Below are 26,454 nucleotides of genomic sequence, written 5' to 3' on the forward strand. Positions count from 1 at the left end.
CGTTGGGTAGTGTTCGCTGCGAGCGCGGGAAGGTGCCGAAGGTTTTCGGCAAGACTTATGGATCGACGGCAACATCCTCGTCGTTGCCCATCCCGTGATAGCCGCCCTGAGATATCACGGTCACGTAACGGGGGTTATTTGCACGATAGACGTTGGCATAGATGGACGTGGCCACGACGCCGGTGCCACAGTCGAATTTCATGTCCCGGTCGATCAGTCCACTTTTTATATTGACGAGCCGCAAACGGATCATCGACAAAGAACAATCCCTGGAAGTCTCATACACACCCAGCAATAGATGATTCTTCGTGTGATGCCACATTGGTATTTCAACGACACCAGCCACCCGGGCGGACTGCCGATCTGTGTCGTTAAGACTCCCAACCTGATGCAATGCGATGGGCAGAACGTTTTTGCCATCACGCCACTCGCCCAAAGCCTTGGTACCGCTGACTTTTAGAACGATAGGGCACGGAACCGGCCGCGTTGCCGACGCGGCTGGCACTCTGGGCGAATCCGCGAAAGAATCAGGTTCGATTGCTTCGCACAGCGCCATCGATCCATCGGGTTGACGTTTGCCTTGCAGTGGAATGGGAATGCGATGCGCATCGTAGTAGTAGCTGCCGTCGATATGCCACTGACCTGGCTCATTACGATCGACGACATCGTAGCTCTGCAACGACAAGTGAATAGGCATGCTACCAATCGTGCCGGCATAGTTTTCGATCTCATACCATCCAGCACGGGCCGACGAAGTCGCGGTTAATAACATCGCGCATAAGACGCTGCCAGAGAAAACTGGTTTGCGCTTCATCGGTTGCGTTCGATCGTCGCCAACAGTTGAAACCGACGATTGTCGGTGTTTTGAACCACGAGGTCGAATGTCCTAACATGGCCGAAGCTATTCCGGCGCGCATCGTCTCCGGGAAGTGCACAATACCCCGACACACACCCAGCCCCCCACCCAGGAGCCCGCATGCCCCAGCCCAAACCCATCGAATACGCCGACGCGCCGCCCGAAGTCAAAGCCGTCTACGACGACATCAAGGCGACCCGCCAGGTCGACGACGTGAACAACTTCTGGAAGTACATCGCGCAGCATCCGCCGACCCTCGCGCGCACGTGGGACAGCCTGAAAGAAGTGATGGCGCCCGGCGCGCTCGATCCGCTCGTGAAGGAGCTGCTGTACGTGGCGGTCAGCGTGACGAACAACTGCGGCTATTGCGTCGCGAGCCACACCGCGGCGGCGCGCCGCGCCGGCATGACCGACGAGATGTTCGGCGAGCTGCAGGCGATCATCGGGATGGCTAATGAAACGAACCGCCTGGCGGTCGGCTATCGCGTCCCGATCGATCCTGCTTTCGAATAAGAGCTTGAAACGCGATGCGGCCCGGTCGTACCAACCCGGGCCGCTTCGCAAGCTTGATTGCGCCGTCGCATGAAACGGCGCGAGGCCTGGTGCTTACAGCGGAATGACCTTGACCGGCTCCGAATGACAGGGCGGGGTGTAGACCGGCCCACAGCCATAGTGCACCGGCTCGCAGGGGTTGTAGTGAGGCGGGTTGTAGTACGACGGGCCGCAAACCGGCGGCTTTTCGCGGTAGCACGAAGGCTCGTACTCACGCGGGTAGCACGAATGGCCGCCACGCACGGACTGAGCAGCGATGTGGTCGAGGTCGTCGCAGCGCGACAGATCGGCAAGGGTCAAGTGGGACATGATGAATCTCCGGCAACGTTGGATGGGTATCGAGCGTGCAAATGCTTTGCGCTCGAGCGTTCCTGTTGCACGCACCATGCCATGCGGCGCCATTCCACGACCGTGCTGGCTCGAGCGCTGATCGACTGGACTCGGGCACCCGCAAACTGATCGTCGTCGGCCAACTTGCGGCAGGCCGGTGTCGTTGAGCCGCCAACATGTCGGCCGATCAGCGCATGTCCCATCCCGCGAGCAATGCCGGTAGCTCGGCCATGTCCCTGAACACGTGCACCGCGCCAGCGCCATGCAACGCGGTCGCGCTGCTATGGCCGAGGTGCGTCGGGCAATAGCCGAATACCGTCGCGCCGGCCGCGACGCCCGCGGTCGCGCCCGTCACCGTATCCTCGATCACCGCGCAGCGTGTCGGCTCGACGCCGAGTCCCGCGGCGGCGGCGAGGTAGACGTCGGGAAACGGCTTGCTGCGCGGCATTTCGTGGCCGCTGAAGATGTGTCGGTCGAAGCAGTCGAGGATGCCGGCCTTCACGAGCTGCAATTCGATCTTGACCCGATCCGCGCCCGACGCCACCGCAATGCGTCCGTTTAACCTCTGCTGCAACGCGCGCACCGCGAAAGGCGCGCCGTCGATCGCGCGCAATTCATTGTCGAGCGCAAGGTTGCGACGCGCGCGGAATTGCGTCAGCCACTCGGCGGTGATTGCAAAGCCGGTGCGTGCCTCGATCAGCGCGGCTTCGTCCTTGACCATCTTGCCGACGAAAATGCGCATCGTCTCTTCGACGCTCAAATGCCAGCCGAGCTCGCCGAGCATCTCGGTGAGCACGCGGTTCGTTATGGGTTCGGAATCGACGAGCACGCCGTCGCAGTCGAAGAGCACGGCGTCGAAAGGAAAATCGACCATTCGGGAAAGGTAAAGATAAGGTTCGCGAAGCGGATGAGCATACCTCATTGGGTTGGACCTTCGCCAGGCGGACACCGATGGCGTCTGCGGCTCATTATTTTTGCCGATTCGGCGACGGATTTTTCTCGCGGCCGCGTTCAAGTAGAAACGGCGCCACTGAAGGCGCCGACTCGTTCCGGCTTTGAAGGGGAGAAACCGACATGAACACCAATCGCATGATTCGTCTGCTGGGTTCCACGCTGGCGACCGCGCTGTGCTGCGCGGCCACGCTGACGGCCGTGCCCGCATCCGCTCAAGTGGTCATCGCGCCGATGGCGCCGCCGCCGCCGCGCGTCGAAGTCGTGCCCGCGCCGCGCGACGGCTATGTATGGGATCAGGGCCGCTGGCGCTGGGATCACGGCCGCTATGTGTGGGTGCCGGGCCACTGGCAGCCGGTGCGCGTCGGCTATCACTGGGTGCCGGGGCATTGGGCGCAACGCGGGCCGCACTGGCGCTGGATCGAAGGTCATTGGGCTTGAGCGAGGTCTGCGATGAAAACACTCGTGATGATTCTGCTGGCGGCGTCGCTCGCCGGCTGTGTGGTCTATCCGGCACGCCCGGCCGTTTATCGGCCGGCGGTCGTCGTATATTGATCGCGTACGTGATACCACGCCGGACCGCGGCACAGCGGCACTAAAACCATAACGACACGACAGCTTAAGGAGCGGCGGCAAGTGAACGACGTTGATCCCGTGATGCGGCCCGCGCGCAAACGCGAACGCGCGCGCGTGAAGTCGCGACGGAGCCGCGCGCCTTGAGCGACACGCCGCCCGATCCGGACGCCGAGCTGATCGCGCGGGTGGGCCGCGAGGAGCCCGGCGCGGTGCGCTCGCTGGTTGCGCGCAAGCTGCCGCGGCTGCTCGCGCTCGCCACGCGCATGCTCGGCGATCGCATGGAAGCGGAGGACGTCGCGCAGGAGGTATTCGTGCGAATCTGGAAACAGGCGGCCCGCTGGCGTGAAGGCGAAGCGAAGTTCGACACGTGGATGCACCGGGTCGCGCTCAATCTTTGCTATGACCGTCTGCGCGGCCAGCGCGAAGACCCGAGCGACGAACTGCCCGACCCGGCCGATCCCGCCGCGCCACCCGACGCGCGGCTGGAAGCACGTGCCGAGCACGCGCGTGTGCGCACGGCGCTCGCCGCGCTGCCGGCGCGACAGCGCGAAGCGCTCGTGCTGACCTATTACCAGGAGATGTCGAACGTCGACGCTGCCGCCTTGCTGGGCGTCAGCGTCGACGCGCTGGAAAGTCTGCTGACCCGCGCGCGCCGCAACCTGCGCGCTCAACTGGCCGGCAGCGGCCTTAGCAAGGACAAGCCATGACGCCCGAAAGATTCCATCAGATCGTTGCAGCGTACGGCGCCGACGCGCGTCGCTGGCCGGAGCGCGAACGCGAGGCCGCGCAGACATGGGCGCGCGCGCATCGCGCCGAAGCCGACGCGGCGTTGAGCGACGCGGCCGGCCTCGACGCATGGCTCGGCGCCGACCAGCTCGAGCCGCCGAGCCTCGAACTGCAGCGTCGCATCATCGACGGCGCGCCGTCGCGCCGCCCGGCCGCGCGCTGGCGTTTATGGTGGTCGGGCGCGGCGGTCGCAGGGGTCGGGCTGCTCGGTGGCGTGGCGGGCGCGTTCGCGGTGTCGTTCTTCGTGCTGACCGAGAACGCGCCGGTCGTGCATGAGTCCTCGTATCTGACTTCGAGCTTCGGCGGCAGCTCCGCCGATTGGAGCGGCGAATGAAAGGGTGCTCGTGGAAATCTGCGCTGCTGGGCTCCGCGGTGCTCAACGTGTTCCTGCTCGGCGCGATCGCCGGCGGCGCGTATCAGTGGTTCGCCGCGCACGGTGCGAATCAGCCGGCGGCCGCACAGGACCAGCGCGCGCTGCGATTCGCCGCCGAGCCGCTGTCCGCGCAGCAGCGGCAGGCGTTCCTCGACGGTTTGAAGAACGCGCGGCGCGACGGGCGCGAGTATGCGCGCGACGCTCGCGAAGGGCGTCGCGAGGTGCTGCGTCTGCTGGCCGCTCCGCAGTTCGATCGCGCCGCGCTCGATGCCGCGCTCGCGCGCACCCGCGCGGCCGACAGCAGCCTGCGCGCGATGGTCGAAGCGAGCGTCGCCGATTTCGCGGCGACGCTGACGCCCGCGGAGCGCGTCGAATTCGCCGAGAGTCTGAAACTGCGCGGGCAGTGGCGCGAAGCGCAGGCGGCGCCGAACGCGAAGAAGCCGGCGGCGAATGCCGCGTCGGGCGAATAAAAAAATGTGTGCGATGGCGACGGATTTCGGCATGCCGGCCGTTTAACGGACATGCAGGCGTCCGACCTGCCGACGAGGATCGTATGGCCAACTCACCGAACCTGAATGCCGCGGCGATCGCACTGAACCGCTTCGGCCTCGGCGCACGCGCCGACGACACGCCGCCCGCCGATCCGAAGGCCTGGTTGCTCGCGCAGTTCGAGCAGTATCAGCCGCGACCGGATGCGTGGGCGAACCAGCCCGATTCGATTGCGTTGTCGACGCAACTCGTGCAGCAACGCATGCAGATAGAGCAGCAGGCGAAACAGAAGGCGGGCGAGCAGACCAACTCGAACCAGAGCGCGGCCAACACCGCAAGCAACACCGCAAGCAACGCCGCAGCCGCGAGCCAGAACGACGCGCAAACAGCGAAGCAGGCGGAACGCAAGGCGTTTCGCGTCGAAATCCTCGACCTGTACCGCTCGTCGGTCAATGCACGCGTCGCCAGTGCGCTGAGCACGCAGACTCCGTTCATCGAGCGTCTCGTGCATTTCTGGGCGAATCATTTCGCGGTGTCGACGGAAAAGCCCGGCGTCGCGGCGCTCGCCGGGTCGTTCGAAGCGGAGGCGATTCGCCCGCACGTGCTCGGCCGTTTCGAGGACATGCTGGTGGCCGTCGAGCGTCATCCGGCCATGCAACTGTTCCTCGATCAGACCCGCTCGGTGGGTCCCGACAGCATGGCCGCGCTGCGCGCCGCGCAACGCAATCCGGACAACAAACGCGGACTCAACGAGAACCTCGCGCGCGAGATCATGGAGCTGCATACGCTCGGCGTGCGCAGCGGCTATAGCCAGGACGACGTGACCGAGTTCGCGCGCGCGCTGACCGGCTGGAGTCTCGTCGGCAATCCGGGGAACGGCGGCGCCAATGCGAACCGGCGCGCACTGGAGCAGAACGGCCCCCCCGGCAGCTTCGTGTTTCGCCCCGCGCTGCACGAGCCCGGCTCGCGCACGATCATGGGACGCCGCTACGACGAAGCCGGCGAACAGCAGGCGCTCGCGATCCTGCACGACCTCGCGCATGCGCCGGCCACCGCGCAGCATATCGGCAACAAGCTCGCGCGCCATTTCATCGCCGACAATCCGCCGGCTGGCGTCAGCGAACGTCTGGCCGATGCGTTCGCGCGCAGCGACGGCGATCTGCCGACCGTCTACCGCGCGTTGATCGACACGCCGCAAGCGTGGTCGGCAAGTGCGGTGAAGTTCAAGACGCCGTGGGAGTGGACCATTTCGTCGATGCGCGGGCTCGGCTGGCACGACCTCGGCAATCTGCAAAGCGCGCCGATCCTCACGCAGCTCGGCCAGCCGGTGTGGCGTCCCGGTTCGCCCGCGGGCTACGACGATATCGCCGCGAGTTGGGCCGCGCCCGATGCGCTCGTGCGCCGCGTCGAAGTCGCGCAACGTTTCGCCGCGCGCGTCGGCGACCAGCTCGATGCGCGCGCGCTCGGCCAGATCTTGCTGGCTGGCTCGCTCAGCGAACCGACGGCGACGGCGGTGTCGCGCGCGGAAAGCGGGTCGACCGCGATCGCGTTGCTGCTCGTATCGCCTGATTTTCAACGGAGGTAAATGCCATGCTGTCACGCCGCCAGTTTCTGAGCGTCGCTGCCGCCGGTGCCGGCGCACTGCTCGTGTCGCCGCGGATTGCGTTCGCGCATGTCGCGACCGAACGCCGCTTCGTGTTCGTGATCCAGCGTGGTGCCGCGGATGGGCTGAACATCGTCGTGCCGTACGCGGACCCCGCGTATGCGACGCTGCGCGGTCCGCTCGCGATCGATGCGTCGAACGCGCCGCATCTGGACGGCACGTTCGCTTTGCATCCGGCGCTCGCGCAGATGGCGAAGCTGTATGCGCAGCGCGAGATGTTGTTCGTTCACGCGATTGCCTCGCCGTATCGCGACCGCTCGCATTTCGACGGACAAAACGTGCTGGAAACCGGCGGCACGTCGCCGTATCAGATGAAGGACGGCTGGCTCAACCGGCTCGCCGCGCAATTGCCCGCCACCCGGGAAAACGCAATTGCGTTCGCGCCGACCGTGCCGATGGCGCTGCGCGGTCCCGCTTCGGTGACGTCGTATGCGCCGTCGGCGTTGCCGCAGGCGCCCGACGATCTGCTCGCGCGCGTGTCGCAGTTGTACGAGCAGGATGCGCAGTTGCGTCCGCTGTGGGAATCGGCGATGGCGGCCCGCGGCCTCGCGGGCGATGCGGGCGCGCGCCAGGACCCGGCGAGCCTCGGCAAGCTCGCGGCCAGTTTTCTGGCGCGCGACGACGGTCCGCGCATCGCGATGATCGTGACCGGCGGGTGGGACACGCACAGCGCGCAGAACGCGCGGCTCGCGAATCAGCTGAAGGCTCTGGATACGATGCTCGCGGCGTTGCGCGACGGCATGGGGACATCGTGGAGCAAAACCACGGTGCTGGTCGCGACGGAGTTCGGCAGGACCGCGGCCGCGAATGGCACGGGCGGCACCGATCACGGCACCGGGTCGGTCGCGATGGTGCTGGGCGGCTCGGTGCAGGGCGGACGCGTGATCGCGGATTGGCCGGGCCTCGCGCCGCATCAGTTGTATCAGTCGCGTGACCTGAGGCCGACCGCTTCGCTCGATGCGTTGATCGCCGGCACCGCGAGTGAAAGTCTCGGGCTCGATCCTGAGCGGACCGCGGCGGCGCTGTTTGGTCGAACGGTGGCGGGCAGACCGATGACGGGCGTCGTGCGGGCGTGATGCGTTGATTGAAAAACGGCGTGCGATAGCGATGAAGAAGGCGTGACGGGTGATCGGGAGTTCGGTGTGAGAGCAGGTGTGAACGGGGGGCGGTGATCGAAGACGTGTGGGGGCGCGTGACCGAAGAGTCCGGCGCGCGAGGACTTGTGATCGCGGAAGACGGCGGTTCGCATTACAGCGGCCAAGCGAGTCACGGCAGTCGACGTCGCCCGCTTGGCTCCACGTTGTTCATCGGCGTGGCAAGCGACAGTATTGCGCTTGATCCGGAGCGCACGCGTCGCAGTCGTTCGCGGGGGGGAGGCGAAGCTGCTAAAGCGGCGGACGTCGCAATGACGTCCGCCCCTATCAACAAGCAGTGCGAACTCAGCGCGCGCAGGCGGACGCGTCGCATTGACTCGCCGCGACCGCATGCGTCGCGTGAACCGAGCGCTCGCCGACGCGATGATAGCGGCGTCCGTAGTAGATCAGCGCATCGCCCGCGCCCTGCGTGCGCGCGGCCTTCACCGCGCAGAAGAACACCGTGTGCGTGCCGACTTCGGTCACCGACTCGATCTCGCAGTCGAGCGACGCGAGTGCGTGCTGCAACACCGGCGCGCCGGTCGACAGAGTGTCCCATTGCGCGGCGGCGAAGCGTTCTTCGATTGCGAGCGCGCTGGTGGCGAAGTGCGCGGCCAGCGTCTGCTGCTCGGCGCTCAGCACGTTCACGCACAGCTTGCCGTTGGCACGAAACGCCGCATTGTTGCGGCTGCCGCGGTTGATGCAGACGAGCAGCGTGGGCGGCTCGTCGGTGACGCCGCAGACCGCCGACGCGGTGCAGCCCGCAAGGCCGGCTTCGCCATCGCTGGTGATGATGTTGACGGCCGCGCCAAGACCGGCCATCGCGTCGCGGAACGTGCTCTTGTCAACCATGGGGGCCTCTCGCTGGAAGTCGGGGCGCCGCCGCATGACTTGCAGGCGACGGCGTTCGTTGAACAACGGTGGTCGCGTCAGCCGCGAGCCTCGTCGGCCGGTGCCGCTGCGCAAGCCGGCGAACGGAAGCGTGCCGCCGTATGGTTCTCGGGGAGCCGCGCATGGCCGAACAGTTTTTCGCGCAGCGTGCCGTCGCGATACGCGCGCTTGTACGCGCCACGTTCCTGCAGCAGCGGCACGACCAGTTCGATGAAGTCGTCGAAGCACTCCGGCACGACGGTGCGCGACAGATTGAAGCCGTCGACGCCGGTCTCCTCGGTCCACGCAATCAGCTCGTTCGCGATCTGCTCGGCCGAGCCGACGAGCGGCTGCTGGCGGCTGCCGAGCACCATCTGTTCGAGCAGCTTGCGCCTCGTCCATTGCGGACCGGCCGCGCGCGTCATCGCCTCGACGTTCGACACGATCGCCTGGCTCTTGCCGGTTTCGATCGGCTCGTCGAGGTCGTAGCGCGCGAAGTCGATGCCGAGCGATGCGGCCGCGTGCACCAGCGCCGCCTCCGAGCTCACATAGCGGCGGTACTCCGCGAATTTTTCCTGCGCTTCCTGATCGGTGCGGCCCGTGATCACGGTCTGGCCGAGCAGCACCTTGATGTCGTCGGCGCGGCGGCCGCCCGCGACCGTGTGTGCGCGAATGTCGTCGACGATCGTCTTGACGGCCGGCTTCGCCTGGCCGTTGACGAACACGCACTCGGCGTGTGCCGCCGCGAACTGTTTGCCGCGCGCCGACGAGCCGGCCTGATACAGCACCGGCGTGCGTTGCGGCGACGGCTCGGCCAGATGCATCGCATCGACGCGATACTGCTTGCCGTGGTGATGGATCACGTGGACTTTCGACGCGTCAGCGTAGACGCCCTGCGCCTTGTCGCGCAGCACCGCGCCGTCTTCCCAGCTGCATTCCCACAGCTTGTACACAAGCTCCATGTACTCGTCGGCGAGATCGTAGCGGTCGTCGTGCGCCATCTGGCCGCTCAGGCCGATCGCGCGCGAGGCGCTGTCCAGATAGCCGGTCACGATGTTCCAGCCGACCCGGCCGCGCGTCAGGTGATCGAGCGTCGACATGCGGCGCGCGAACAGAAACGGCTGCTCGACCGACAGATTCGACGTGACGCCGAACGACAGATGTCGGGTGACCGCGGCCATCGCAGGAATCAGCAGCGTCGGATCATTGACCGGCACCTGCACGGCGCCGCGGATCGCTGCGTCGGGACTGCCGCCGTAGACGTCGTAGACGCCGACCACGTCCGCGAAAAAGATGCCGTCGAACAGGCCCGCTTCGAGCTTGCGCGCGTAGTCGGTCCAGTACTGCAGATCGGTGTAGCGCGTGGACTGGTCGCGCGGATGGGTCCATAGCCCTTGCTGGATGTGGCCTACGCAGTTCATGTCGAACGCGTTGAGAACGATTTCCTTCGGCATGGTGTGTTCCGTCTGATGAGCGGGTTCGGACGATGGCGTTGCGTTTAATATAGTGGACGAAAAATCACTATGCAAGACTTTATTCGGTGGCGCGGGTGAGTGCGCTTTGAGCGCCGTTTGACCGCCCGCGGCCGCTTCGCATCGATATAATTTCGCCGTACTCACCTCAGCATCACGCCCCCACCATGTCCGAATCCTCCGCCATCGATCTGACCCAGGCGATCTCCGCGCGCGTGAAGACCGAGCGCGAGGCGCGCAACTGGTCGCTCGCCGAGCTGGCCGAGCGCTCGGGTGTGTCGAAGGCGATGATCAGCAAGATCGAGCGCGGCGAGGCGAGTCCGACCGCGACGGTGCTCGGGCGGCTGTCGGGCGCGTTCGGGCTGACACTGTCGACGTTGCTCGCACTCGCCGAGCAGACCGGCGAGCGGCTCGTGCGTCACGCGGACCAGTCGCTGTGGGAAGACCCCGAAACCGGCTACACGCGGCGGCGTATTTCACCGCCGACCGGCGGCGTGCTGGAACTGCTCGAAATCGAATTGCCGATTGGGGTGAGGGTGCCTTATCCGTCGGATGCGTTCGTGTTTCAGCATCAGCAGATCTGGGTCACGCAAGGGGTGCTGACGTTTCGCGAGGGCTCGCTGACGTACCGGCTCGAAGCGGGGGACTGCCTGCAACTCGGTGCGCCGGTCGAATGCGAGTTCTTCAATGGAGGCACCGAGGTGTGTAGATATGTGGTGGGCCTGGTGCGGCGCTGACGTGTGCCAGGATATGCCAGGTTGTGTCCAGCGGTCCGGATAGCAGAACGAGGACCAGGGATTAGCGGGAGACACCGCATGCAACGCAGGTTCGCGGCGCTCCCGTTTGTGAGTCGAATGCCGACACTCAGCTTCCACCACCTCCGCGGGACGGGAAGTTCAGCGTGAGCTTGTTGTTCACCGAGGTCACGCCTGGCACGCCTTTCGTCACGTCGGCGGCCTGCTGGATCATGCCGCTCTCAGGCACTGAGCCGCTCAACGTCACTGCGCCGCCGCGCGCCCGCACGAACACGTTCGACACGTTGAAGCCCTGCGCTCTCGCGAGCGCGTGCCGCACGTCGCGGCCGAGCTTGCGATCCGCCGCGCGCGTCGATGGGGCCTTCGCGGCCGGCGCGGCAGCCATGGCGTCGCTCGCCTGGGCATAGGCGCTGGATGCGGTCGCCACGCACAGGGCAATACCGAGCGCCTTCAAAAGATTGAGTGTTTTCACGGTTTCACCATCCTCGATAAGTTGAGTTCGCTTCGTTGCATGTTAAAAACGTCGCGCTTTGTCGAGCTGGTCTGGACTCTGGGAAGCGGCTGTCTTGTAGATGAGTGGCGGTCGCGGCGCTTCCGGCGCGCTTAAACGATACTCCAGGCAGCGCGGTGCCACTGAAAATTCTGGCGCGACGCACGCGGAAAGCGGTGTCGCGCCGGTTTCGACGCGCTGTTTTGCATCCGCGACGCACCCCGCGCACACGTCAAGAACGTCCCACGTTTCAGACTATAATTCCGCATCCCGGATCGTGACGATCCATCCCACGGCGCGCATCATCATCAGCAGGCGGCCGTTTCGCGGGAGCCTGATTCGCCTTGAGCACAACCCACCACGGCCCGGCCGATCTTCCCGACGACCACCTCAGCTCCGACGCCGACCCGGCGTCCACAAAAGCACCCGCCGCGCTCGCGATGCGCACCGCGCATGAATTGCACAAGGACGACCGCCATTTCGTCACGGCGCTCGCGCGCGGACTCGAGGTGCTCGCGTGCTTCCGCTCCGGCGACAAATCGCTGAGCAACCAGGAACTCGCGGCGCGCTGCAGGCTGCCGAAATCGACGGTGTCGCGGCTCACTCATACGCTGACCTTGCTCGGCTATCTGATCCATCTGAAGGAGAGCGGCAAGTACCGGCTCGGCACCGCGTCGCTGGCGCTCGGCAGCGCGATGCTCGCGCGTCTCGATGTGCGCAAGATCGCGCGGCCCGTGATGCAGGAACTCGCCGACGTATCCGGTGCGACCGTTTCGCTCGGCACGCGCGACCGTCTGTCGATGATCTACGTCGAAAACTGCCGCGGCTCGGTCGCGCTGACGCTGACCCTCGAAGTCGGCTCGCGGATTCCGGTCGCGACGTCGGCGATCGGCCGCGCGTGGCTCGCGGCGATTCCCGAACACGAGCGGCTCAGTTTCATGGAGCAGGTGCGCGAACTCGATCACATCGCGTGGCCGAAGACGCGTCGCGGCATCGAGAAGGCGTTGGAGGACTACCGCACGCTCGGCGTGACGACCTCGTTCGGCGACTGGCAGAAGGACGTCAACGGCATCGCGCGCGCGTTTCAGCCCGGCGGCGAATTGCCGGTCATGGCGATCAACGTAGGCGGGCCGGCGTTCAAGCTGTCGAAGGAGTTTTTGCTCGAAGAAGTGCGGCCGCGCCTGATCGATGTCGTCACCCAATTGGAAATCGCGCTGTCGCATTGAGCGGCAGCGCGACGTTGGTCATCAGAACCACTGCGGCTGCATGCTGAGCGTCGTGTCATCGAGCGTGCGCAACGGCGCGAGCATCGACGCGACGCGCGGCAACTCGCAACGGAAGAACCACTGGCACGCGTGCAGTTTGCCGCGATAGAAGTCCTGATCCGCCGCGCCGTTCGCGCGCGGCAGCGCGGCGCTCGCCACCAGCGCCTGCCGCAGCCACGTCCACGCCATCACGACATGTCCGAATGCTTCGAGGAACGCGTTCGCGTTGGCGAGCGCGCGGTCGGTGTCGCTGGCGAGCGCGGGCAGCAGCGCTGCGAGCGTGTCGCTCAGATCGGCCCATGCGGCGCCGAGCCCGTCGGCGTGAGCCTGTAGCGGCGCGTGCTTGCGCGCGGCGTCGATCGTGCGCTGTAGTTCGCGAGCGAACAGTTTCAGCGCCGCGCCCTGTTTCATCGTGACCTTGCGGCCGAGCAGGTCGATCGCCTGAATGCCGTGCGTGCCTTCGTGAATCATGTTCAGGCGATTGTCGCGATAGAACTGCTCGACCGGATATTCGCGCGTGTAGCCATAGCCGCCGTGAATCTGGATCGCGAGGCTGTTCGCTTCGAGGCACCATTGCGACGGCCACGACTTGACGATCGGCGTCAGCAGATCGAGCAGCAGCGCCGCCTCGGCACGCGCGGTGTCGCTTTCGCCGGTGTTCTGTTCGTCGACGAGCCGCGCCGCATACAGGCTCAGCGCGTAAGCCCCTTCCACATAGGCCTTTTGCGCGAGCAGCATGCGGCGCACGTCGGCGTGCTCGATCAGCGGCAATTGCGGATCCAGCGGGTTCTTGTTGGTCGGATGACGTCCTTGCGGCCGCTCGCGCGCGTAGTCGAGCGAGGCCAGATAGCCGCGATAGCCGAGCATCACCGCGCCGAGACCGACGCCGATGCGCGCCTCGTTCATCATATGGAACATATAAGCGAGCCCATGATGCGGCTCGCCGACCAGTTCGCCCACGCATTCGCCATGCTCGCCGAACGACAGCATCGTCGAGGTCGTGCCGCGCCAGCCCATCTTGTGAATCAGGCCCGCGAGCGCGACGTCGTTGCGCGCGCCGCGGCTGCCGTCGTCGTCGACGCGAAACTTCGGCGCCGTGAACAGCGAAATGCCCTTGACCCCCGGCGGCCCGCCCGGAATGCGCGCGAGCACCAGATGCACGATGTTCTCGCTCAACTCGTGATCGCCGCCAGAGATGAAGATCTTGTTGCCGCGAATCGAGAAGGTGCCGTCCGGGTTCGGCGTCGCGGTGGTCGTGAGGTCCGACAGACTCGACCCCGCCTGCGGCTCGGTCAGCGCCATCGTGCCGAACGCGCGGCCTTCGAGCAGCGCGCCCAGGTACTTGCGCTTCTGCGCCTCGGAGCCGAACCGTTCGATCACGTTCGCGTTCGCGCTGGTCAACATCGCATAAGACGAAGTCGCGATGTTCGCACTCTTGAATAGCGACAGGCAGGCGAACGAAATCACCGCAGGCAACTGCATGCCGCCCCATTCGTAATCTTTGCCCGCGGCGAGAAAGCCGGTCGCGCGCAACGCGTCGAGCGCGTCCTTGACCTCGTGCGGCATCGTCACGCGCTGGCCGTCGAACTGCGGCTCGTGCTCGTCGGAGAGCCGGTTGTGCGGCGCGAATTTCTCGACCGCCACCGCGTGCGCGGTTTCGAGCGCCGCATTGAAAGTCTCGCGGCTGTGATCGGCGTGACGCGGGCGCTGCGTCAGCGTCTCGGCTTCGAGCACTTCGAACAGCTGGAATTCCAGATCCCGCGTGTTGATGATCAGCGCATCTTGCATCGATGAAGCCCGTTTAAAGGTAAGCCGCTGTGCGGAACCGCATCGCGAAGCGTGTCGTTCGGGGCTCGCTGATGCGTACCGCGTCAATGGCGTGGATCGTTGGAAAAACGCGCTATGCGGGTAAGTCCCGAGGAACCGCGCGCTGCCGATGCACGTCAGTTTATAACGTAAAACGAATGATCGTGCTTTTATTTACATGCCGAATTTCGGCACGTATGATGGTCGGAAACCGTGGAATCGGAATCTGCATAGCAGAACAACTGGAGGAGCGACGCATGTCAGTGAAGGACCTGTTTCAACTCGACGGCAAGGTTGCCTTGATCACAGGCGGTTCGCGCGGGCTCGGTCTGCAAATGGCCGAAGCGCTCGGCGAAATGGGCTGCCGCGTCGCGATCACCGCGCGCAAGGCCGGCGAACTCGAGGAAGCGAAAGCGCATCTGCAGGGGCGCGGTATCGAAGTGCGAACCATCATCAACGATCTGCAGCGCTCCGAGGGCATTCCGGGTCTCGTCGACGAGGTCATCAGCGCGCATGGGTGCATCGATATTCTCATCAACAACGCGGGCGCCACCTGGGGCGCGCCCGCCGAAGATTACCCCGACGACGCGTGGCACAAGGTGATGAATCTGAACGTCAACGCGCCGTTCTTTCTCGCGCGCGAAGTCGGTAAGCGCAGCATGATCCCGCGCCGCGCGGGCAAGATCATCAACGTCGCGTCGGTGGCCGGCTTGAAGGGCTCGCCGACGGGCATGAACACGATTGCCTACAACACGTCGAAGGCCGCGGCGATCAATTTCACGCGTGCGCTGGCGGCGGAGTGGGGCAAGTACAACATCAACGTCAACGCGATTTGCCCGGGCTTCTTCCCGTCGAAGATGTCGGCGGGACTGCTCGACAAGCTCGAAGACGCGATCGTCGCACGCACGCCGTTGCGGCGGCTCGGCGGCGACGAGGATCTGAAAGGCCCCGTGGTGTTTCTCGCGAGCGAAGCGTCGCGGCACATCACCGGTCAATATCTGGCGGTGGACGGCGGGTCGATCATCGTCTGAGTCCGCGCAACGTTCTGGCGCCGCACGCGACGCGCGCGGCCGTATAACAACCCTGGAGACGTTGCATGAATTTCGAGTACTCGGACAAGGTCAAGAGCCTGCAGAAGCGTCTGACCGCGTTCATGGACCAATACGTGTATCCGGCCGAAGCGGTGTTCGAAGCGCAAATGGATGCCGCGCGCGAAGCCGGCAATCGCTGGCAGCCCGCGCCGGTGATCGATGAGTTGAAGGAGAAAGCGAAAGCCGCCGGTTTGTGGAACCTGTTTCTGCCGGAATCGAAATACGGCGCCGGGCTCACGAACCTCGAATACGCGCCGCTGTGCGAAATCATGGGGCGCTCGCATATCGGCGCCGAGCCGTTCAACTGCTCGGCGCCCGACACCGGCAACATGGAAACGCTGGTGCGCTACGCGACGCCCGAGCAGCAACAGCAGTGGCTGCTGCCGCTGCTCGACGGCACGATCCGCTCGGCGTTCGCGATGACGGAGCCGGAGGTCGCGTCCTCGGATGCGACCAATATCGCCGCGAGCATCGTGCGCGACGGCGATCACTATGTGCTGCACGGCCGCAAATGGTGGACCTCGGGTGCGAACGATCCGCGCTGCAAGATCCTGATCTTCATGGGCAAGTCGAATGCCGATCATCCGAACCGCCATCAGCAGCAGTCGATGATTCTGGTGCCGATGGAAACACCGGGCGTCAAGGTACTACGTCATCTGCCGGTGTTCGGTTACGACGACGCGCCGCACGGTCACGCCGAAATCCTGTTCGACAACGTGCGCGTACCGGGGAGCAACATGCTGCTCGGCGAAGGACGCGGCTTCGAGATCGCGCAGGGTCGGCTAGGTCCTGGCCGCATCCATCACTGCATGCGCCTGATCGGACGCGCCGAGCGCGCGCTCGAAGCGATGTGCCGCCGTTCGCTCGATCGCGTCGCATTCGGCAAGCCGATCGCGGAGCAGGGCGTGACGCGCGAGCGGATCGCGAACGCGCGGATCATAATCGACCAGACCCGCTTTCTGGTGCTGAACGCCGCGTACAAGATGGACACGGTCGGCAACAAGGACGCGCGCCAGCAGATCGCGATGATCAAGGTCGCGGCGCCGAGCATGGCCTGCCAGGTGATCGACTGGGCGATGCAGGCGCACGGCGGCGGCGCGGTCAGCGACGACTTCGGTCTCGCGCGCGCCTACGCAAGCTCGCGCACGCTGCGTTTCGCCGATGGTCCCGACGAAGTGCATCGCAATGCGATTGCGAGCATGGAACTGGGGCGTTATCTCGAACGCTGAGCCCAGCTCGCTTTTCAATTCACGAACCCCACGCGTGACGAGTCGCGCGCACGCGTGCGCAGAAAAAGCCGGAGACGCCCATGAACGAACGCCATTACCCGCATTGGCCGCCGCAAGTGCCGCTGCATCTGACGCTGCCGCACACCAATCTCTACTACAACGCCGAAGTCTCGGCGGCGCGTTTTCCCGACAAACCGTTCGTCATCTATTACGACTCGCCGATCACGTTCGCCGAGTTCAAGGACGAGACCGAGCGTCTCGCCGGTTTTCTGCAGCACGAGTGCGGCGTGAAGGCCGGCGATCGCGTGTTGCTTTACATGCAGAACAGTCCGCAGTGGATCGTCGCGTACTACGGCATTCTGCGCGCGAACGCAGTGGTGGTGCCGGTCAATCCGATGAACATGGGCACCGAGCTCGCGCACTACGTCGAGGATAGCGGCGCGACGACGATCATCGCGCCGCAGTGTCTGTTCGACAACGTCGAGCCGCTGATCGGCGACGGGCCGGGACAAGGGCTCGAGCATGCGATCGTCGCGACGTATAGCGACTATCTGAAACGGCCGTCGCCGATCGCGGTGCCCGAATTCGTCGCGGCGCCGCGCAAGAGGATCGATTGCGCGGGCGTCACGGCGTGGCAGGACGCGCTCGATCGACGCCTCGCGCCCGGTCCGCTCACTACCGGCCCCGACGATCTGTGCGTGATGCCGTACACGTCGGGCACGACGGGCCGGCCGAAGGGCTGCATGCATACACATCGCAGCGTGATGAGCACGCTGCTCGGCGGCTGCGTGTGGTTCGGCGCGGCGGCCGACGGCGTGCATCTGTCGGTGCTGCCGTTCTTTCACGTGACCGGCATGCAGGGCGGCATGAACAACGCGGTGTATTCGGCCACCACGATCGTCGTGATGTCGCGCTGGGATCGGGATTCCGCCGCGGTCTGCATGCAGCGCTACCGGATCAGCGCATGGCAGTCGATCTCGACGATGATGGTCGATTTCCTGTCGAATCCGCGGCTCGGCGAATACGATCTGTCGAGCCTGTCCGGCGCGCGCGGCGGCGGCGCGGCGATGCCCGACGCGATCGCGAAGAAGTTGAAGACGCTGACCGGGCTCGATTATGTCGAGGGCTACGGCATGTCGGAGACGATCGCGGGCACGCACATCAATCCGCCGCATCGGCCGAAGCCGCAGTGTCTGGGCATTCCGGTGTTCGACGTCGATTCGCGCGTGATCGATCCGGTCACGCTGCAGGAGTTGCCGCAAGGCGAGACCGGCGAGATCGTCGTCAACGCGCCGCAGGTGATGCGCGGCTACTGGCGCAATCAGAAGGCCACCGACGAAGCGTTCATCGAGCTCGACGGCAAGCGTTTTCTGCGCACGGGCGACCTCGGGCATATCGACGAGGACGGTTATTTCTTCATGACCGACCGCCTCAAACGCATGATCAACGCGTCGGGCTACAAGGTCTGGCCGGCCGAGGTCGAGGCGCTGATGTACCGCCATCCGGCGATTCACGAAGTCTGCGTGATCGGCGTGAAAGACGAAAAGCGCGGCGAGACCGTCAAGGCGCTGGTCGTGCCGACGTCGGCGCAGGCGGGCAAGATCGGCGCGCAGGAGATCATCGACTGGGCGCATCAACAGATGGCCGCGTACAAGGCGCCGCGTATCGTCGAGTTCGTCGCGTCGTTGCCGAAATCGGGCAGCGGCAAGATTCTGTGGCGCAAGCTGCAGGAGGAGGATGCGGCGCGCACGGCGGCGAGTGCGGCCGGTCAGGCGGGCAACGGAGGCGCCGCGCAATGAACTGGCTCGATAGCTTGATGGACGAACCGTTCGTCTGCATCACCGACATGCTGCGTCGCTTTGCGAAAACGCGTGGTGAGCACGCGGCGTTGATCTGCGGCGACGAGGTGCTTACCTACGCGGCGCTCGATGCGCGCGTCGAGCGCTTCGCCGCCGCCTTGCAACGCGACGGCATCCAGCCGCGCGATGCGATCGCGCTGTGTGCGAGCGCATCGGTCGATTACGTGGTCGCGTTTCTCGGCGGCTTGCGCGCGGGCGCCGCGGTCGCGCCGCTCGCGCCTGCGTCGAGCGCGGCGAGCCTCGTGGGCATGATCGGAAATTCGGCTGCGCGGCTCCTGTTTCTCGATGCCGACGTGAAGCGCCTGCTCGATCCGGTCGCGGCGGACATCGGCGCAACACCGGTCGCGCTCGATGGACACGCGGGCAGCGTGGCACTCGACGCATGGCTCGCACCGCAAGGCACCGCACCCACGCCGGTCACGATCGATCCGGCATGGCCGTTCAACATCATCTACTCGTCGGGCACGACGGGCACGCCGAAGGGCATCGTGCAGTCGCACGGCATGCGCTGGGCCTACGCGGTGCGCAGCGTCCAACGCGGTTATGGTCCCGACGCGATCACGCTGATCTCCACGCCGCTCTATTCGAACACGACGCTGGTGAGCTTCATGCCGACGCTGACCTTCGGCGGCACCGTCGTGCTGATGCCGAAGTTCGAGACGACGCGCTACCTCGAACTCGCGCAACGCCACCGCGTCACGCACACGATGCTGGTGCCGGTGCAGTATCAGCGCCTGATGGCGCATGCGGAGTTCGACCGCTACGACCTGTCGAGTTTTCAGGCGAAGTTCTGCACGAGCGCGCCGTTCGCCGCGAGCCTGAAGGCCGACATCGTGCGCCGCTGGCCGGGTCGTCTGACCGAGTACTACGGGATGACCGAGGGCGGCGGCTCGTGTCAGCTCGAAGCCGATCAGTGGCCGGACAAGCTGCATTCGGTCGGCCGGCCGATGGAGGGGCACGACATCCGCCTGATCGACGAACGCGGCAACGAGGTGCCGTTGGGCGAGGTCGGTGAAGTGGTCGGCCATTCGCCGGCGATGATGACCGGCTACTACCGCCAGCCCGACAAGACCGCTGAAGCCGAGTGGTACGACCCGAGCGGCAAGCGCTTCATTCGTACCGGCGACATGGGCCGCTTCGACGCCGACGGTTTTCTGACGCTGCTCGACCGCAAGAAGGACATGATCATTTCGGGCGGCTTCAACGTGTACCCGAGCGATCTCGAAGGCGAGTTGCGCCAGCATCCCGAGGTCGCGGACGCGGCCGTGGTCGGCGCGCACTCGCAGCAATGGGGCGAGACGCCGGTCGCATTCGTCGTGTTGCGTGCGCACGCGCGGATCAGCGCAGCAGGGCTGCTCGAATGGGTGAACACGCGGGTGGGCAAGATGCAGCGGCTGTCGGCGCTGACGTTTCTCGACAGTTTGCCGCGCAGCCCGATCGGCAAGGTGCTGAAGCGCGAACTGCGTGAGCAGTTCTATCCGGTTTCGCGTTGAGGCATCACGCTCGAAGCGCAATCCCGATCAATACTGAAACAGGACGACGCATGAACCAATTCGCAGACAAGGTCGCGGTGATCACGGGCGCGGGCTCCGGCTTCGGCCGCGAGTTCGCGCGGCTCGGCACGAAGCTCGGCATGCGGCTCGTGCTCGCCGACGTGCAGCAGGATGCGCTCGATGAAACCCTCGCCGAAGTCACGGCGTCCGGCGCACGGGCGATCGCGCGCCGCGTCGACGTCGCGAAGGGCGACGAGGTCGATGCGCTCGCTCGCGCCACGCTCGATGCGTTCGGCGGCGTGCATCTGGTGTTCAACAATGCGGGCGTCGGCGGCAACGGCGGGCTCGTGTGGGAGAACACCGAGCGCGACTGGCAGTGGCTGCTCGGCGTCAACCTGTGGGGCGTGATACACGGCGTGCGCGCGTTCACGCCGCTGATGCTCGATCAGGCGAAGCGCGATGCCGGCTATCGCGGGCATATCGTCAATACGGCGTCGATGGCGGGACTGCTCGCGCCGCCGCTGATGGGGCCGTACAACGTGTCGAAGCACGCGGTCGTGGCGCTGACCGAATCGCTGTACCAGGATCTGTCACTCGTCACGCAGCAGGTCGCGTGCTCGGTGCTCTGTCCGTACTTCGTGCCGACGGGCATCGCGAACGCACAGCGTAACCGTCCGGCCGATCTCGCGAACGACGCACCACCGACGCTATCGCAGCGTGTCGCGCGCGCGTTGAGCGAAAAGGCGGTCAGCTCGGGCAAGATCAGCGCGGAAGCGGTCGCGGCGATGGTGTTCGATGCGATCCGCGACGAGCAGTTCTATATCTACTCGCATCCGCATGCATTGAATGCGGTGAAGACGCGTGCCGAAGATATCGTCACGCCGCGCAATCCGACCGATCCGTTTGCCGAGAAGCCACAGGTGCGCGAGCAGGTCGTGGCGGCGTTGCGGGGATAATAGGTCGAAGGTAAAGCACAAACAAAAGCGCCGTGAACTGAAATTCACGGCGCTTTTTTCATGCGGGGTCGATCACGCCCATTACTTCGCCGCGGTCAGCGAACTCAGCGTTGCCTCCTTCAGTTGGCCGCCCTCGACCACCGCCGCGAGCGGATTGCCGAGCACGAAGCCGCCATGATCGTCGACCCCCGACACGCTTTGCGGATTGTTCTGCGGCGGCAGTGCCTTCACGGCCTTGTCGAACTGATTGCGAATCGCGGTGGCATCGCTGGTCGTGCCGGCGAGTTTCATCGCGAGCGCGGTCGCATACACAGCCGTGTAATTCAGCGACACCTCCTGGCTCGGATCACGCCCGCCGTGCGTCTTGCGGAACCGCTCGACGAACGACTTCGCGTTCGGCGTCGTGTCGTCGGCGAGCGGCAACACGCCGATCGCGCCGTTCAGCGGTGCGTAGCCGTTCGTGACCTTTGCGACTTCGTCGAGCTTGGCCTGGTCCATGACGATGAAGCCGCCCTTGAAGCCGAGTTCGCGCGCCTGCTGCGCGACGAGACCGGTCGGCTCCGACGGTCCGCCGATGAACATCACGTCCGGCTTCGCCGCGAGCACGCGGCTCACGCCGCTGTAGAAATCCGTCGCGCGGTTATACGACATCGCGTTGTCCGCGACGATCGTGCCGCCGGCCGCTTCCCACGCGGGCTTGAACGCGGCGACCCAGACCTTGCCGTAATCGGTATCGGTCGCGGCGAGCGCGGCCTTCTTGCCGTATGTCTTCATTTCATACTTGATGAACGAGTCCAGATACGACGTAAACGCGGGCGGAATGCGCACGGTCAGCTTGTTGCCGCGCTCGCTGATCTGCGGCACGCTCGTGTACGACAGCAGCAACAGCTTCTGCTGCTCGTTGGTGGTCTGCACCGCGAAGCCGCCGCCCGAATGCGGCACCAGCACGACCACGGCTTGCTGCTCCTGGGCGAGACGCCGCGCGTTGATCGCGGTTTCGCTCGGATTGTATTTGTCGTCGAGCGGCACGATTTCGAGTTTGATCTTTTTGCCTGCGACGTCGATGCCGGCCTGGTTCACATCGGCGGCGGCCATCTGCATGCCGTCGAGCACTTCCTGGCCGTACTTCGCCGCGCCGCCGCTCAGCGGACCGGAGTAGCCGATGTGCACGACCTGCTGCGCCATCACGGCGCTGGAGCCGAGCAGGGCGGTGGCGGCAGCGATCGCAAGCAGTCCGGCGCGAACGCCCGGGCGTTGGTTCGTCATACGTGTCTCCTATGGAATGTCCTGAATGACCAGGGTGTGGTTCGAATGCCCGCGCATCGGCGCGTCCAACCCGTTTTATCCGCCGACGTACGCGCGCCGCACCGCCTCGTTGTTCATCAGGCTCGCCTGATCGCCTTCGAGCACGATGCGGCCGTTTTCGATCACGTACGCGCGGTGTGCGATCTTCAGCGCGGCGAACGCGTTCTGTTCGGCGAGCAGCACCGTGGTGCCCGCGCGGTTGATCTGCTGGATCACGTCGAAGACCTGCTTGACGACGAGCGGCGCAAGACCGAGCGACGGTTCGTCCAGCAACAGCACTTTCGGCCGCGCCATCAGCGCGCGGGCAATCGCGACCATCTGCTGCTGACCGCCCGACAGCGAACCGGCCGCGTGATCCTTGCGTTCGGCGAGCAGCGGAAAGAGGCTGAACACGTGGTCGAGATTGCGCCGGTTGCCGGCGCTGTCGCCGCGATGCACGTACGCGCCGAGCGTCAGGTTCTTCAGCACCGACATGCCCGGAAACAGCTTGCGCCCCTCCGGACACTGGATCACGCCGCTCCTCACGATTTGCGCGGGCGTCATGCCGAGCAGTTCGCGGTTTCCCAAACGCAGGCTGCCCGCGGCCGCACGGCGCAGGCCGCTGGTCGTCAGGAAGATCGAACTCTTGCCCGCACCGTTGGCGCCGAGCAGCACGACGAGTTCGCCGTCGCCGGCATGCAGGCTGATGCCGTCGAGCGCGCGGAAACTGCCGTAATCGAGCGATACGTTGTCAAACTTCAGCATGCTCGCTCCCGAGGTAGGCGTCGATCACGGCCGGGTTCGCGCGAATCTCGGCAGGCGTGCCCTCGGCGATCTTGCGGCCGTAGTTCAGCACCATGATGCGATCCGCGAGCTTCATGATCATGTTCATCTTGTGTTCGACGAGGCACACCGTGATGCCGTGTCGGACGAGTTTGCGGATCAGTTCGGCCAGGCCTTCGGTCTCCTCGGGATTGACGCCGCCGGCCGGTTCGTCGAGCAGCATCAGGCTCGGCTCGGTGGCGAGCGCCAGCGCAACCGCGACGCGCTTGCGCTCTTCCTGCGAGATGTCGCCGGCGAGCCGATCGGCTAGCGCGGACAGGCCGACGAAGTCGAGCGCTTCGCGCGCTTTTTCGCGGCAAATGCGTTCCTCATGCTTCAGGCGCCGCGTATTCAGCAGCACGTCCCACAACCCCGATTGCGTGCGCAAACGGTGACCGACGATCAGGTTATCGAGCACGCTCGCGCGATCGAATAGTGCGGTCGACTGAAACGTGCGTGCGACGCCGAGCCGCGCCATGCTGTCGGCGCCGAGCTTCGTCACGTCCTCGCCTTGGAAAACGATCCGACCTGAACTCGGCAGATGCGTGCCGCTAATCAGATTGAAGAACGTGGTCTTGCCCGCGCCGTTCGGTCCGATGATCGCGTTGATCTTGCCTGCCTCGATGCGCGTGCTGACGTCGTCGACCGCGACGAGACCGCCGAAGCGCTTGCTGAGCGAGTCGATTTCAAGCATGCCGGTCTCCATGCGTGGGCTGCGGCTGCTGCGTCGAATGAACCGCGCTGCGGCCGTTGGCCGGTGCGGCACGCCGCGCGCGTCGATGCTTGCGCGACTGATACAGCCCGACGATGCCGTTCGGCAGAAAGATCACCAGCGCGATCAGGATCGGACCGAACACCACGAAGCGATACTCCTGCAGGAACTGCAGGTACTGCGTGAGCCAGGGCACCAGCAGCGCGCCGAGCAGCGGACCCGCGAGCGTGCCGATGCCGCCGACCAGCATGTACATCGTCATGTCGAACGTATGCTCGACGCCCGCGAGGTCCGGGCCGAGGAAGCGCACGGCGCCCGCATAGAGTCCGCCCGCGAGCCCTGCATAGACGACCGACAGCACGAACGCGAGCACCTTGTTGCGCATCAGGTCGATACCGAGCGATTGCGCGAGGCCGTCGCTGTTGCGGATCGCCATGAAGGTGCGGCCGAGCAGCGAGTTGACGATGCGATGCATCAGCCACACGCCGAGCACGAGAAACGCGAACGTCAGGTAGTACAGCGCGCGGGGCGTGTCGAACGACACGAGGCCGAAACCCGAGGGCGCAGGAATGCCGATGATGTCGGTCACGCCATGCGTGAGCGAGTCCCACTTCTCGATGACGAGAAACATGATGTAGCCGACGCACAGCGTGAAAATCGAAAAGTAGTGGCCACGCAAGCGCAGCGACACGAGCCCGACCAGCGCGCCGAACACGGCGACCACCGCGCCGGCCGCGACGAGTGCGAGCCAGAACGGCACCTGATGATCGACCGTGAGGATGCCTACCGTATACGCGCCGAGCGCCATGAAGCTGCCGTGCGCGAGATTGAACTGGCCGGTGTAGCCGGTGATCAGATTCAGGCCCACCGTGGCCAGCGCGAAGATGTACGCGGTGGACATCACGGTCAGCATGTAGTCGTTGGTCGCGGCGAACGGAAACGCCAGCCCTAGCGCGAACAGCAACGTCCAGCCGGTCTTGCCCTCGAAGAGTTTCATGATGCGCGCAGTTCCCTCGTGAAGAGTCCCTGGGGACGTACCGACAGAATCACCACGAGCAGCACGAACGCGATGATGTCCTTGTAGTCGGTCGAGATATAGAAGGCGCCGAAGCTCTCGGCCATGCCGATGATGAGCCCGCCGACGATCGCACCCGGCACGCTGCCCATGCCGCCGAGAATGATGATCACGAACGCCTTCAGGATCACGAGCTGGCCCATCGCCGGATAGACGAGGTTGATCGGCGCATAGAGCGTCGCGGCGACGGCCGCGAGCAGGCCCGAGATGCCGAACGTGAGCATCGTCACCTTGTTGGTGTCGATGCCCATCAGCGATGCGCCTTCGCGATCCTGCGCCATCGCGATGATGCTCGCGCCGATCACGGTGAAGCGCAGGAACAGCTGCAGCAGCAGGACGAGCGCGAACGCCGCGCCGATGATCAGCAGCCGCTGCAACGGCGCGCTGACGCTGCCGAGCTCGACGATGCCGGTATAAGGCGTCGGCATCCGATGAAAATCCGCGCCCCACATTGCTTGCGCGCCGGCTTCGAGAAACAGCAGCAGGCCGATCGCGGCGATCATCGGATGCAATTCGGAGGACTTGCGCAGCGGAGTGAACACGAGCCGCTCGGCGAGGATTGCCAGCAGGGCGACCGCGATGCCGGAGCCGATCATCGCGAGCCAGTAGTTCAGGCCGAGGCGGCTCATCAGATAGAACGACACGAACGCGCCGACCATGTAGAACGCGCCGTGCGCGAAGTTCGGCACCGCGAGGATGCCGTAGACGAGAGTGAGACCCAGCGCGACGAGGCTGTAAATGCCGCCTAGCGTCAAGCCGTTGAGGACCTGCTGCAAGAACATATCCACGCTTCGACATCCTCCCACTGGGACACACTGGGTGCGCATTGCGTTGGCTTTCGGCGCATGCCGCGGCACTTCAATCCCGACGGCGACAGCCGATGCTTGAAAACGCACCTTCGGCTGCGGACTGCGCATCGCGAAGGGCGGCGGAGCGGAACAAATTTGGCACGGGCGTTCGCTTTCCGTCAACCAATTTTTGTGTGTGTTTGTTCTGCATTGCGGATTATTAGGGAAGTCACTGAGGTGCCGGATGAAGACCGCATAACTGCATGCTTTCTCGCGCGAAGCCCATGCGTACAGCATTGGATGCTACCGGCTTCGATACAGAATCCGTTGGATCGGGCGCGAACCGCGACATTGTTTAATCAATGCTTCGATTCCGCAATGCAGAAGCCTCACGCCCAAGCGGGCGCGCCACTCGCGCGGCGCACCGCATCGTTCAGAACGTATGGCGAATGCCGATGTTCACGCCGGTCGTCGTACCGGTCGGCAGGTTCAGCGCGTTGTTGACCGACAGCCCGGTATGCATGCCGCCGTGATTGGTCACGAAGCCGACCTGCGCATACGTGACCGTCGCCTTCGACAACGAATAGTCGCCCGCGGTGCCGCCGAATGCGAACATCGCGCTCGCCTGCAAGCCCGCTATTTCGGGCGAGGTGTGCCACCCGTATCCCGCTATTTGGCTGTAAGCTTCCGTTCACGGGTTCGCGACAAGGCTGCGCGACCCGCTGTGGTGGTTCACGATTCGCAGACGGACTCGCACGTTATTGCCCATTCTTTTTAA

The 26,454-nt window shown here is 65.0% G+C and carries 26 protein-coding genes and 1 pseudogene; 14 read left to right on the forward strand and 13 right to left on the reverse strand.

Translation table 11 applies throughout. The annotated features are described in order from the left end of the window. Positions 1-55 precede the first annotated feature (55 nt). A complete protein-coding gene (locus tag EVC45_RS25170) occupies positions 56-814 on the reverse strand; it encodes a hypothetical protein (RefSeq protein ID WP_129960948.1) in 759 nt (252 codons plus the stop codon). A 162-nt stretch (positions 815-976) separates the two neighbouring features. Between EVC45_RS25170 and EVC45_RS25175 the strand changes: the two genes are divergently transcribed. Then, positions 977-1,369: a carboxymuconolactone decarboxylase family protein gene (locus tag EVC45_RS25175; RefSeq protein WP_129960949.1), complete on the forward strand. Its 393-nt coding sequence runs from the start codon at positions 977-979 to the stop codon at positions 1,367-1,369. A 93-nt stretch (positions 1,370-1,462) separates the two neighbouring features. Here the strand turns inward: EVC45_RS25175 and EVC45_RS25180 are convergent, their stop codons facing one another. Continuing rightward, entirely contained in the window at positions 1,463-1,717 is a 255-nt protein-coding gene (locus EVC45_RS25180; protein ID WP_129960950.1) for a hypothetical protein, read from the reverse strand. Positions 1,718-1,925: 208 nt separating this feature from the next. After that, positions 1,926-2,612 carry an HAD family phosphatase gene (locus tag EVC45_RS25185; protein WP_129960951.1) on the reverse strand — a complete coding sequence of 229 codons (687 nt, stop codon included), beginning with the start codon at positions 2,610-2,612 and terminating at the stop codon, positions 1,926-1,928. Positions 2,613-2,812: 200 nt separating this feature from the next. Between EVC45_RS25185 and EVC45_RS25190 the strand changes: the two genes are divergently transcribed. From EVC45_RS25190 to EVC45_RS25215, 6 genes and pseudogenes are all read left to right on the forward strand, one after another. Beyond that, on the forward strand, positions 2,813-3,130 hold the full coding sequence (locus EVC45_RS25190) for a YXWGXW repeat-containing protein (RefSeq protein ID WP_129960952.1): 318 nt from the start codon (positions 2,813-2,815) through the stop codon (positions 3,128-3,130). Positions 3,131-3,366: 236 nt separating this feature from the next. Further along, a pseudogene (locus EVC45_RS25195) lies at positions 3,367-3,972 on the forward strand (RNA polymerase sigma factor); the annotation flags it as partial. After that, positions 3,969-4,385, forward strand: coding sequence for a hypothetical protein (locus tag EVC45_RS25200; protein ID WP_129960954.1), 417 nt, complete (start codon positions 3,969-3,971; stop codon positions 4,383-4,385). The pseudogene EVC45_RS25195 and the gene EVC45_RS25200, both read left to right, overlap by 4 nt. Further along, on the forward strand, positions 4,382-4,894 hold the full coding sequence (locus EVC45_RS25205) for a periplasmic heavy metal sensor (protein ID WP_129960955.1): 513 nt from the start codon (positions 4,382-4,384) through the stop codon (positions 4,892-4,894). Before EVC45_RS25200 ends, EVC45_RS25205 begins: the two co-directional genes overlap by 4 nt. Positions 4,895-4,977: 83 nt before the next feature. Then, a complete protein-coding gene (locus EVC45_RS25210) occupies positions 4,978-6,498 on the forward strand; it encodes a DUF1800 family protein (protein WP_129960956.1) in 1,521 nt (506 codons plus the stop codon). Between the two features lie 5 nt (positions 6,499-6,503). After that, complete coding sequence (locus EVC45_RS25215) at positions 6,504-7,652, forward strand: DUF1501 domain-containing protein (protein WP_129960957.1); 1,149 nt, start codon at positions 6,504-6,506, stop codon at positions 7,650-7,652. A gap of 363 nt (positions 7,653-8,015) precedes the next feature. Here EVC45_RS25215 and EVC45_RS25220 read toward each other — a convergent pair whose 3' ends face one another. Together EVC45_RS25220 and EVC45_RS25225 are read right to left on the reverse strand one after the other, a co-directional pair. After that, positions 8,016-8,561, reverse strand: coding sequence for a flavin reductase (locus EVC45_RS25220; protein WP_129960958.1), 546 nt, complete (start codon positions 8,559-8,561; stop codon positions 8,016-8,018). A gap of 77 nt (positions 8,562-8,638) precedes the next feature. Beyond that, on the reverse strand, positions 8,639-10,033 hold the full coding sequence (locus EVC45_RS25225; RefSeq protein WP_129960959.1) for an LLM class flavin-dependent oxidoreductase: 1,395 nt from the start codon (positions 10,031-10,033) through the stop codon (positions 8,639-8,641). A gap of 185 nt (positions 10,034-10,218) precedes the next feature. On the opposite strand from EVC45_RS25225, the gene EVC45_RS25230 reads away from it, so the two are divergent. Then, positions 10,219-10,788 carry an XRE family transcriptional regulator gene (locus EVC45_RS25230; protein ID WP_129960960.1) on the forward strand — a complete coding sequence of 190 codons (570 nt, stop codon included), beginning with the start codon at positions 10,219-10,221 and terminating at the stop codon, positions 10,786-10,788. Between the two features lie 127 nt (positions 10,789-10,915). Here the strand turns inward: EVC45_RS25230 and EVC45_RS25235 are convergent, their stop codons facing one another. Then, positions 10,916-11,278, reverse strand: a complete 363-nt coding sequence (locus EVC45_RS25235) for a BON domain-containing protein (protein WP_129960961.1) — start codon at positions 11,276-11,278, stop codon at positions 10,916-10,918. 458 nt (positions 11,279-11,736) lie between these two features. Between EVC45_RS25235 and EVC45_RS25240 the strand changes: the two genes are divergently transcribed. After that, the gene (locus EVC45_RS25240) at positions 11,737-12,522 is read left to right on the forward strand and encodes an IclR family transcriptional regulator (protein WP_129961005.1); all 786 of its coding nucleotides are present in this window, start codon (positions 11,737-11,739) and stop codon (positions 12,520-12,522) included. Between the two features lie 21 nt (positions 12,523-12,543). Here EVC45_RS25240 and EVC45_RS25245 read toward each other — a convergent pair whose 3' ends face one another. After that, positions 12,544-14,349 carry an acyl-CoA dehydrogenase gene (locus EVC45_RS25245; RefSeq protein ID WP_129960962.1) on the reverse strand — a complete coding sequence of 602 codons (1,806 nt, stop codon included), beginning with the start codon at positions 14,347-14,349 and terminating at the stop codon, positions 12,544-12,546. A gap of 275 nt (positions 14,350-14,624) precedes the next feature. On the opposite strand from EVC45_RS25245, the gene EVC45_RS25250 reads away from it, so the two are divergent. The 5 genes from EVC45_RS25250 (at position 14,625) to EVC45_RS25270 (ending at position 20,995) form a co-directional block, all read left to right on the forward strand. Further along, positions 14,625-15,398, forward strand: coding sequence for an SDR family oxidoreductase (locus tag EVC45_RS25250; protein ID WP_129960963.1), 774 nt, complete (start codon positions 14,625-14,627; stop codon positions 15,396-15,398). Positions 15,399-15,463: 65 nt separating this feature from the next. Next, on the forward strand, positions 15,464-16,687 hold the full coding sequence (locus EVC45_RS25255; RefSeq protein WP_129960964.1) for an acyl-CoA dehydrogenase family protein: 1,224 nt from the start codon (positions 15,464-15,466) through the stop codon (positions 16,685-16,687). Positions 16,688-16,767: 80 nt separating this feature from the next. Further along, a complete protein-coding gene (locus EVC45_RS25260; protein WP_129960965.1) occupies positions 16,768-18,486 on the forward strand; it encodes a long-chain fatty acid--CoA ligase in 1,719 nt (572 codons plus the stop codon). Further along, a complete protein-coding gene (locus EVC45_RS25265) occupies positions 18,483-20,039 on the forward strand; it encodes a class I adenylate-forming enzyme family protein (RefSeq protein WP_248295249.1) in 1,557 nt (518 codons plus the stop codon). Before EVC45_RS25260 ends, EVC45_RS25265 begins: the two co-directional genes overlap by 4 nt. A gap of 50 nt (positions 20,040-20,089) precedes the next feature. Further along, positions 20,090-20,995, forward strand: a complete 906-nt coding sequence (locus EVC45_RS25270) for an SDR family oxidoreductase (RefSeq protein ID WP_129960966.1) — start codon at positions 20,090-20,092, stop codon at positions 20,993-20,995. 81 nt (positions 20,996-21,076) lie between these two features. On the opposite strand, the gene EVC45_RS25275 is transcribed toward EVC45_RS25270, so the two are convergent. The 6 genes from EVC45_RS25275 to EVC45_RS25300 form a co-directional block, all read right to left on the reverse strand. After that, a complete protein-coding gene (locus tag EVC45_RS25275; RefSeq protein ID WP_129960967.1) occupies positions 21,077-22,261 on the reverse strand; it encodes an ABC transporter substrate-binding protein in 1,185 nt (394 codons plus the stop codon). Between the two features lie 75 nt (positions 22,262-22,336). Then, entirely contained in the window at positions 22,337-23,044 is a 708-nt protein-coding gene (locus EVC45_RS25280) for an ABC transporter ATP-binding protein (RefSeq protein WP_129960968.1), read from the reverse strand. Continuing rightward, a complete protein-coding gene (locus EVC45_RS25285) occupies positions 23,031-23,795 on the reverse strand; it encodes an ABC transporter ATP-binding protein (protein ID WP_129960969.1) in 765 nt (254 codons plus the stop codon). Before EVC45_RS25285 ends, EVC45_RS25280 begins: the two co-directional genes overlap by 14 nt. Beyond that, positions 23,788-24,810, reverse strand: a complete 1,023-nt coding sequence (locus EVC45_RS25290; protein ID WP_129960970.1) for a branched-chain amino acid ABC transporter permease — start codon at positions 24,808-24,810, stop codon at positions 23,788-23,790. The genes EVC45_RS25285 and EVC45_RS25290 overlap by 8 nt, the downstream gene beginning before the upstream one ends. Beyond that, positions 24,807-25,670, reverse strand: a complete 864-nt coding sequence (locus EVC45_RS25295; protein WP_373683063.1) for a branched-chain amino acid ABC transporter permease — start codon at positions 25,668-25,670, stop codon at positions 24,807-24,809. Before EVC45_RS25295 ends, EVC45_RS25290 begins: the two co-directional genes overlap by 4 nt. A gap of 439 nt (positions 25,671-26,109) precedes the next feature. Continuing rightward, positions 26,110-26,292 carry a hypothetical protein gene (locus tag EVC45_RS25300; RefSeq protein ID WP_129960972.1) on the reverse strand — a complete coding sequence of 61 codons (183 nt, stop codon included), beginning with the start codon at positions 26,290-26,292 and terminating at the stop codon, positions 26,110-26,112. Between the last annotated feature and the right edge of the window lie 162 nt (positions 26,293-26,454).

This window comes from Paraburkholderia sp. UYCP14C, assembly GCF_004197395.1.
Lineage (GTDB): Bacteria > Pseudomonadota > Gammaproteobacteria > Burkholderiales > Burkholderiaceae > Paraburkholderia.

Excerpts from the sequence above, each read along its gene's own strand:
- EVC45_RS25170 (WP_129960948.1), bottom strand. The coding sequence starts at position 814 with ATGAAGCGCAAACCAGTTTTCTCTGGCAGCGTCTTATGCGCGATGTTA.
- EVC45_RS25175 (WP_129960949.1), top strand. The coding sequence starts at position 977 with ATGCCCCAGCCCAAACCCATCGAATACGCCGACGCGCCGCCCGAAGTC.
- EVC45_RS25180 (WP_129960950.1), bottom strand. The coding sequence starts at position 1,717 with ATGTCCCACTTGACCCTTGCCGATCTGTCGCGCTGCGACGACCTCGAC.
- EVC45_RS25185 (WP_129960951.1), bottom strand. The coding sequence starts at position 2,612 with ATGGTCGATTTTCCTTTCGACGCCGTGCTCTTCGACTGCGACGGCGTG.
- EVC45_RS25190 (WP_129960952.1), top strand. The coding sequence starts at position 2,813 with ATGAACACCAATCGCATGATTCGTCTGCTGGGTTCCACGCTGGCGACC.
- EVC45_RS25200 (WP_129960954.1), top strand. The coding sequence starts at position 3,969 with ATGACGCCCGAAAGATTCCATCAGATCGTTGCAGCGTACGGCGCCGAC.
- EVC45_RS25205 (WP_129960955.1), top strand. The coding sequence starts at position 4,382 with ATGAAAGGGTGCTCGTGGAAATCTGCGCTGCTGGGCTCCGCGGTGCTC.
- EVC45_RS25210 (WP_129960956.1), top strand. The coding sequence starts at position 4,978 with ATGGCCAACTCACCGAACCTGAATGCCGCGGCGATCGCACTGAACCGC.
- EVC45_RS25215 (WP_129960957.1), top strand. The coding sequence starts at position 6,504 with ATGCTGTCACGCCGCCAGTTTCTGAGCGTCGCTGCCGCCGGTGCCGGC.
- EVC45_RS25220 (WP_129960958.1), bottom strand. The coding sequence starts at position 8,561 with ATGGTTGACAAGAGCACGTTCCGCGACGCGATGGCCGGTCTTGGCGCG.
- EVC45_RS25225 (WP_129960959.1), bottom strand. The coding sequence starts at position 10,033 with ATGCCGAAGGAAATCGTTCTCAACGCGTTCGACATGAACTGCGTAGGC.
- EVC45_RS25230 (WP_129960960.1), top strand. The coding sequence starts at position 10,219 with ATGTCCGAATCCTCCGCCATCGATCTGACCCAGGCGATCTCCGCGCGC.
- EVC45_RS25240 (WP_129961005.1), top strand. The coding sequence starts at position 11,737 with ATGCGCACCGCGCATGAATTGCACAAGGACGACCGCCATTTCGTCACG.
- EVC45_RS25245 (WP_129960962.1), bottom strand. The coding sequence starts at position 14,349 with ATGCAAGATGCGCTGATCATCAACACGCGGGATCTGGAATTCCAGCTG.
- EVC45_RS25250 (WP_129960963.1), top strand. The coding sequence starts at position 14,625 with ATGTCAGTGAAGGACCTGTTTCAACTCGACGGCAAGGTTGCCTTGATC.
- EVC45_RS25255 (WP_129960964.1), top strand. The coding sequence starts at position 15,464 with ATGAATTTCGAGTACTCGGACAAGGTCAAGAGCCTGCAGAAGCGTCTG.
- EVC45_RS25260 (WP_129960965.1), top strand. The coding sequence starts at position 16,768 with ATGAACGAACGCCATTACCCGCATTGGCCGCCGCAAGTGCCGCTGCAT.
- EVC45_RS25265 (WP_248295249.1), top strand. The coding sequence starts at position 18,483 with ATGAACTGGCTCGATAGCTTGATGGACGAACCGTTCGTCTGCATCACC.
- EVC45_RS25270 (WP_129960966.1), top strand. The coding sequence starts at position 20,090 with ATGAACCAATTCGCAGACAAGGTCGCGGTGATCACGGGCGCGGGCTCC.
- EVC45_RS25275 (WP_129960967.1), bottom strand. The coding sequence starts at position 22,261 with ATGACGAACCAACGCCCGGGCGTTCGCGCCGGACTGCTTGCGATCGCT.
- EVC45_RS25280 (WP_129960968.1), bottom strand. The coding sequence starts at position 23,044 with ATGCTGAAGTTTGACAACGTATCGCTCGATTACGGCAGTTTCCGCGCG.
- EVC45_RS25285 (WP_129960969.1), bottom strand. The coding sequence starts at position 23,795 with ATGCTTGAAATCGACTCGCTCAGCAAGCGCTTCGGCGGTCTCGTCGCG.
- EVC45_RS25290 (WP_129960970.1), bottom strand. The coding sequence starts at position 24,810 with ATGAAACTCTTCGAGGGCAAGACCGGCTGGACGTTGCTGTTCGCGCTA.
- EVC45_RS25295 (WP_373683063.1), bottom strand. The coding sequence starts at position 25,670 with ATGTTCTTGCAGCAGGTCCTCAACGGCTTGACGCTAGGCGGCATTTAC.
- EVC45_RS25300 (WP_129960972.1), bottom strand. The coding sequence starts at position 26,292 with ATGTTCGCATTCGGCGGCACCGCGGGCGACTATTCGTTGTCGAAGGCG.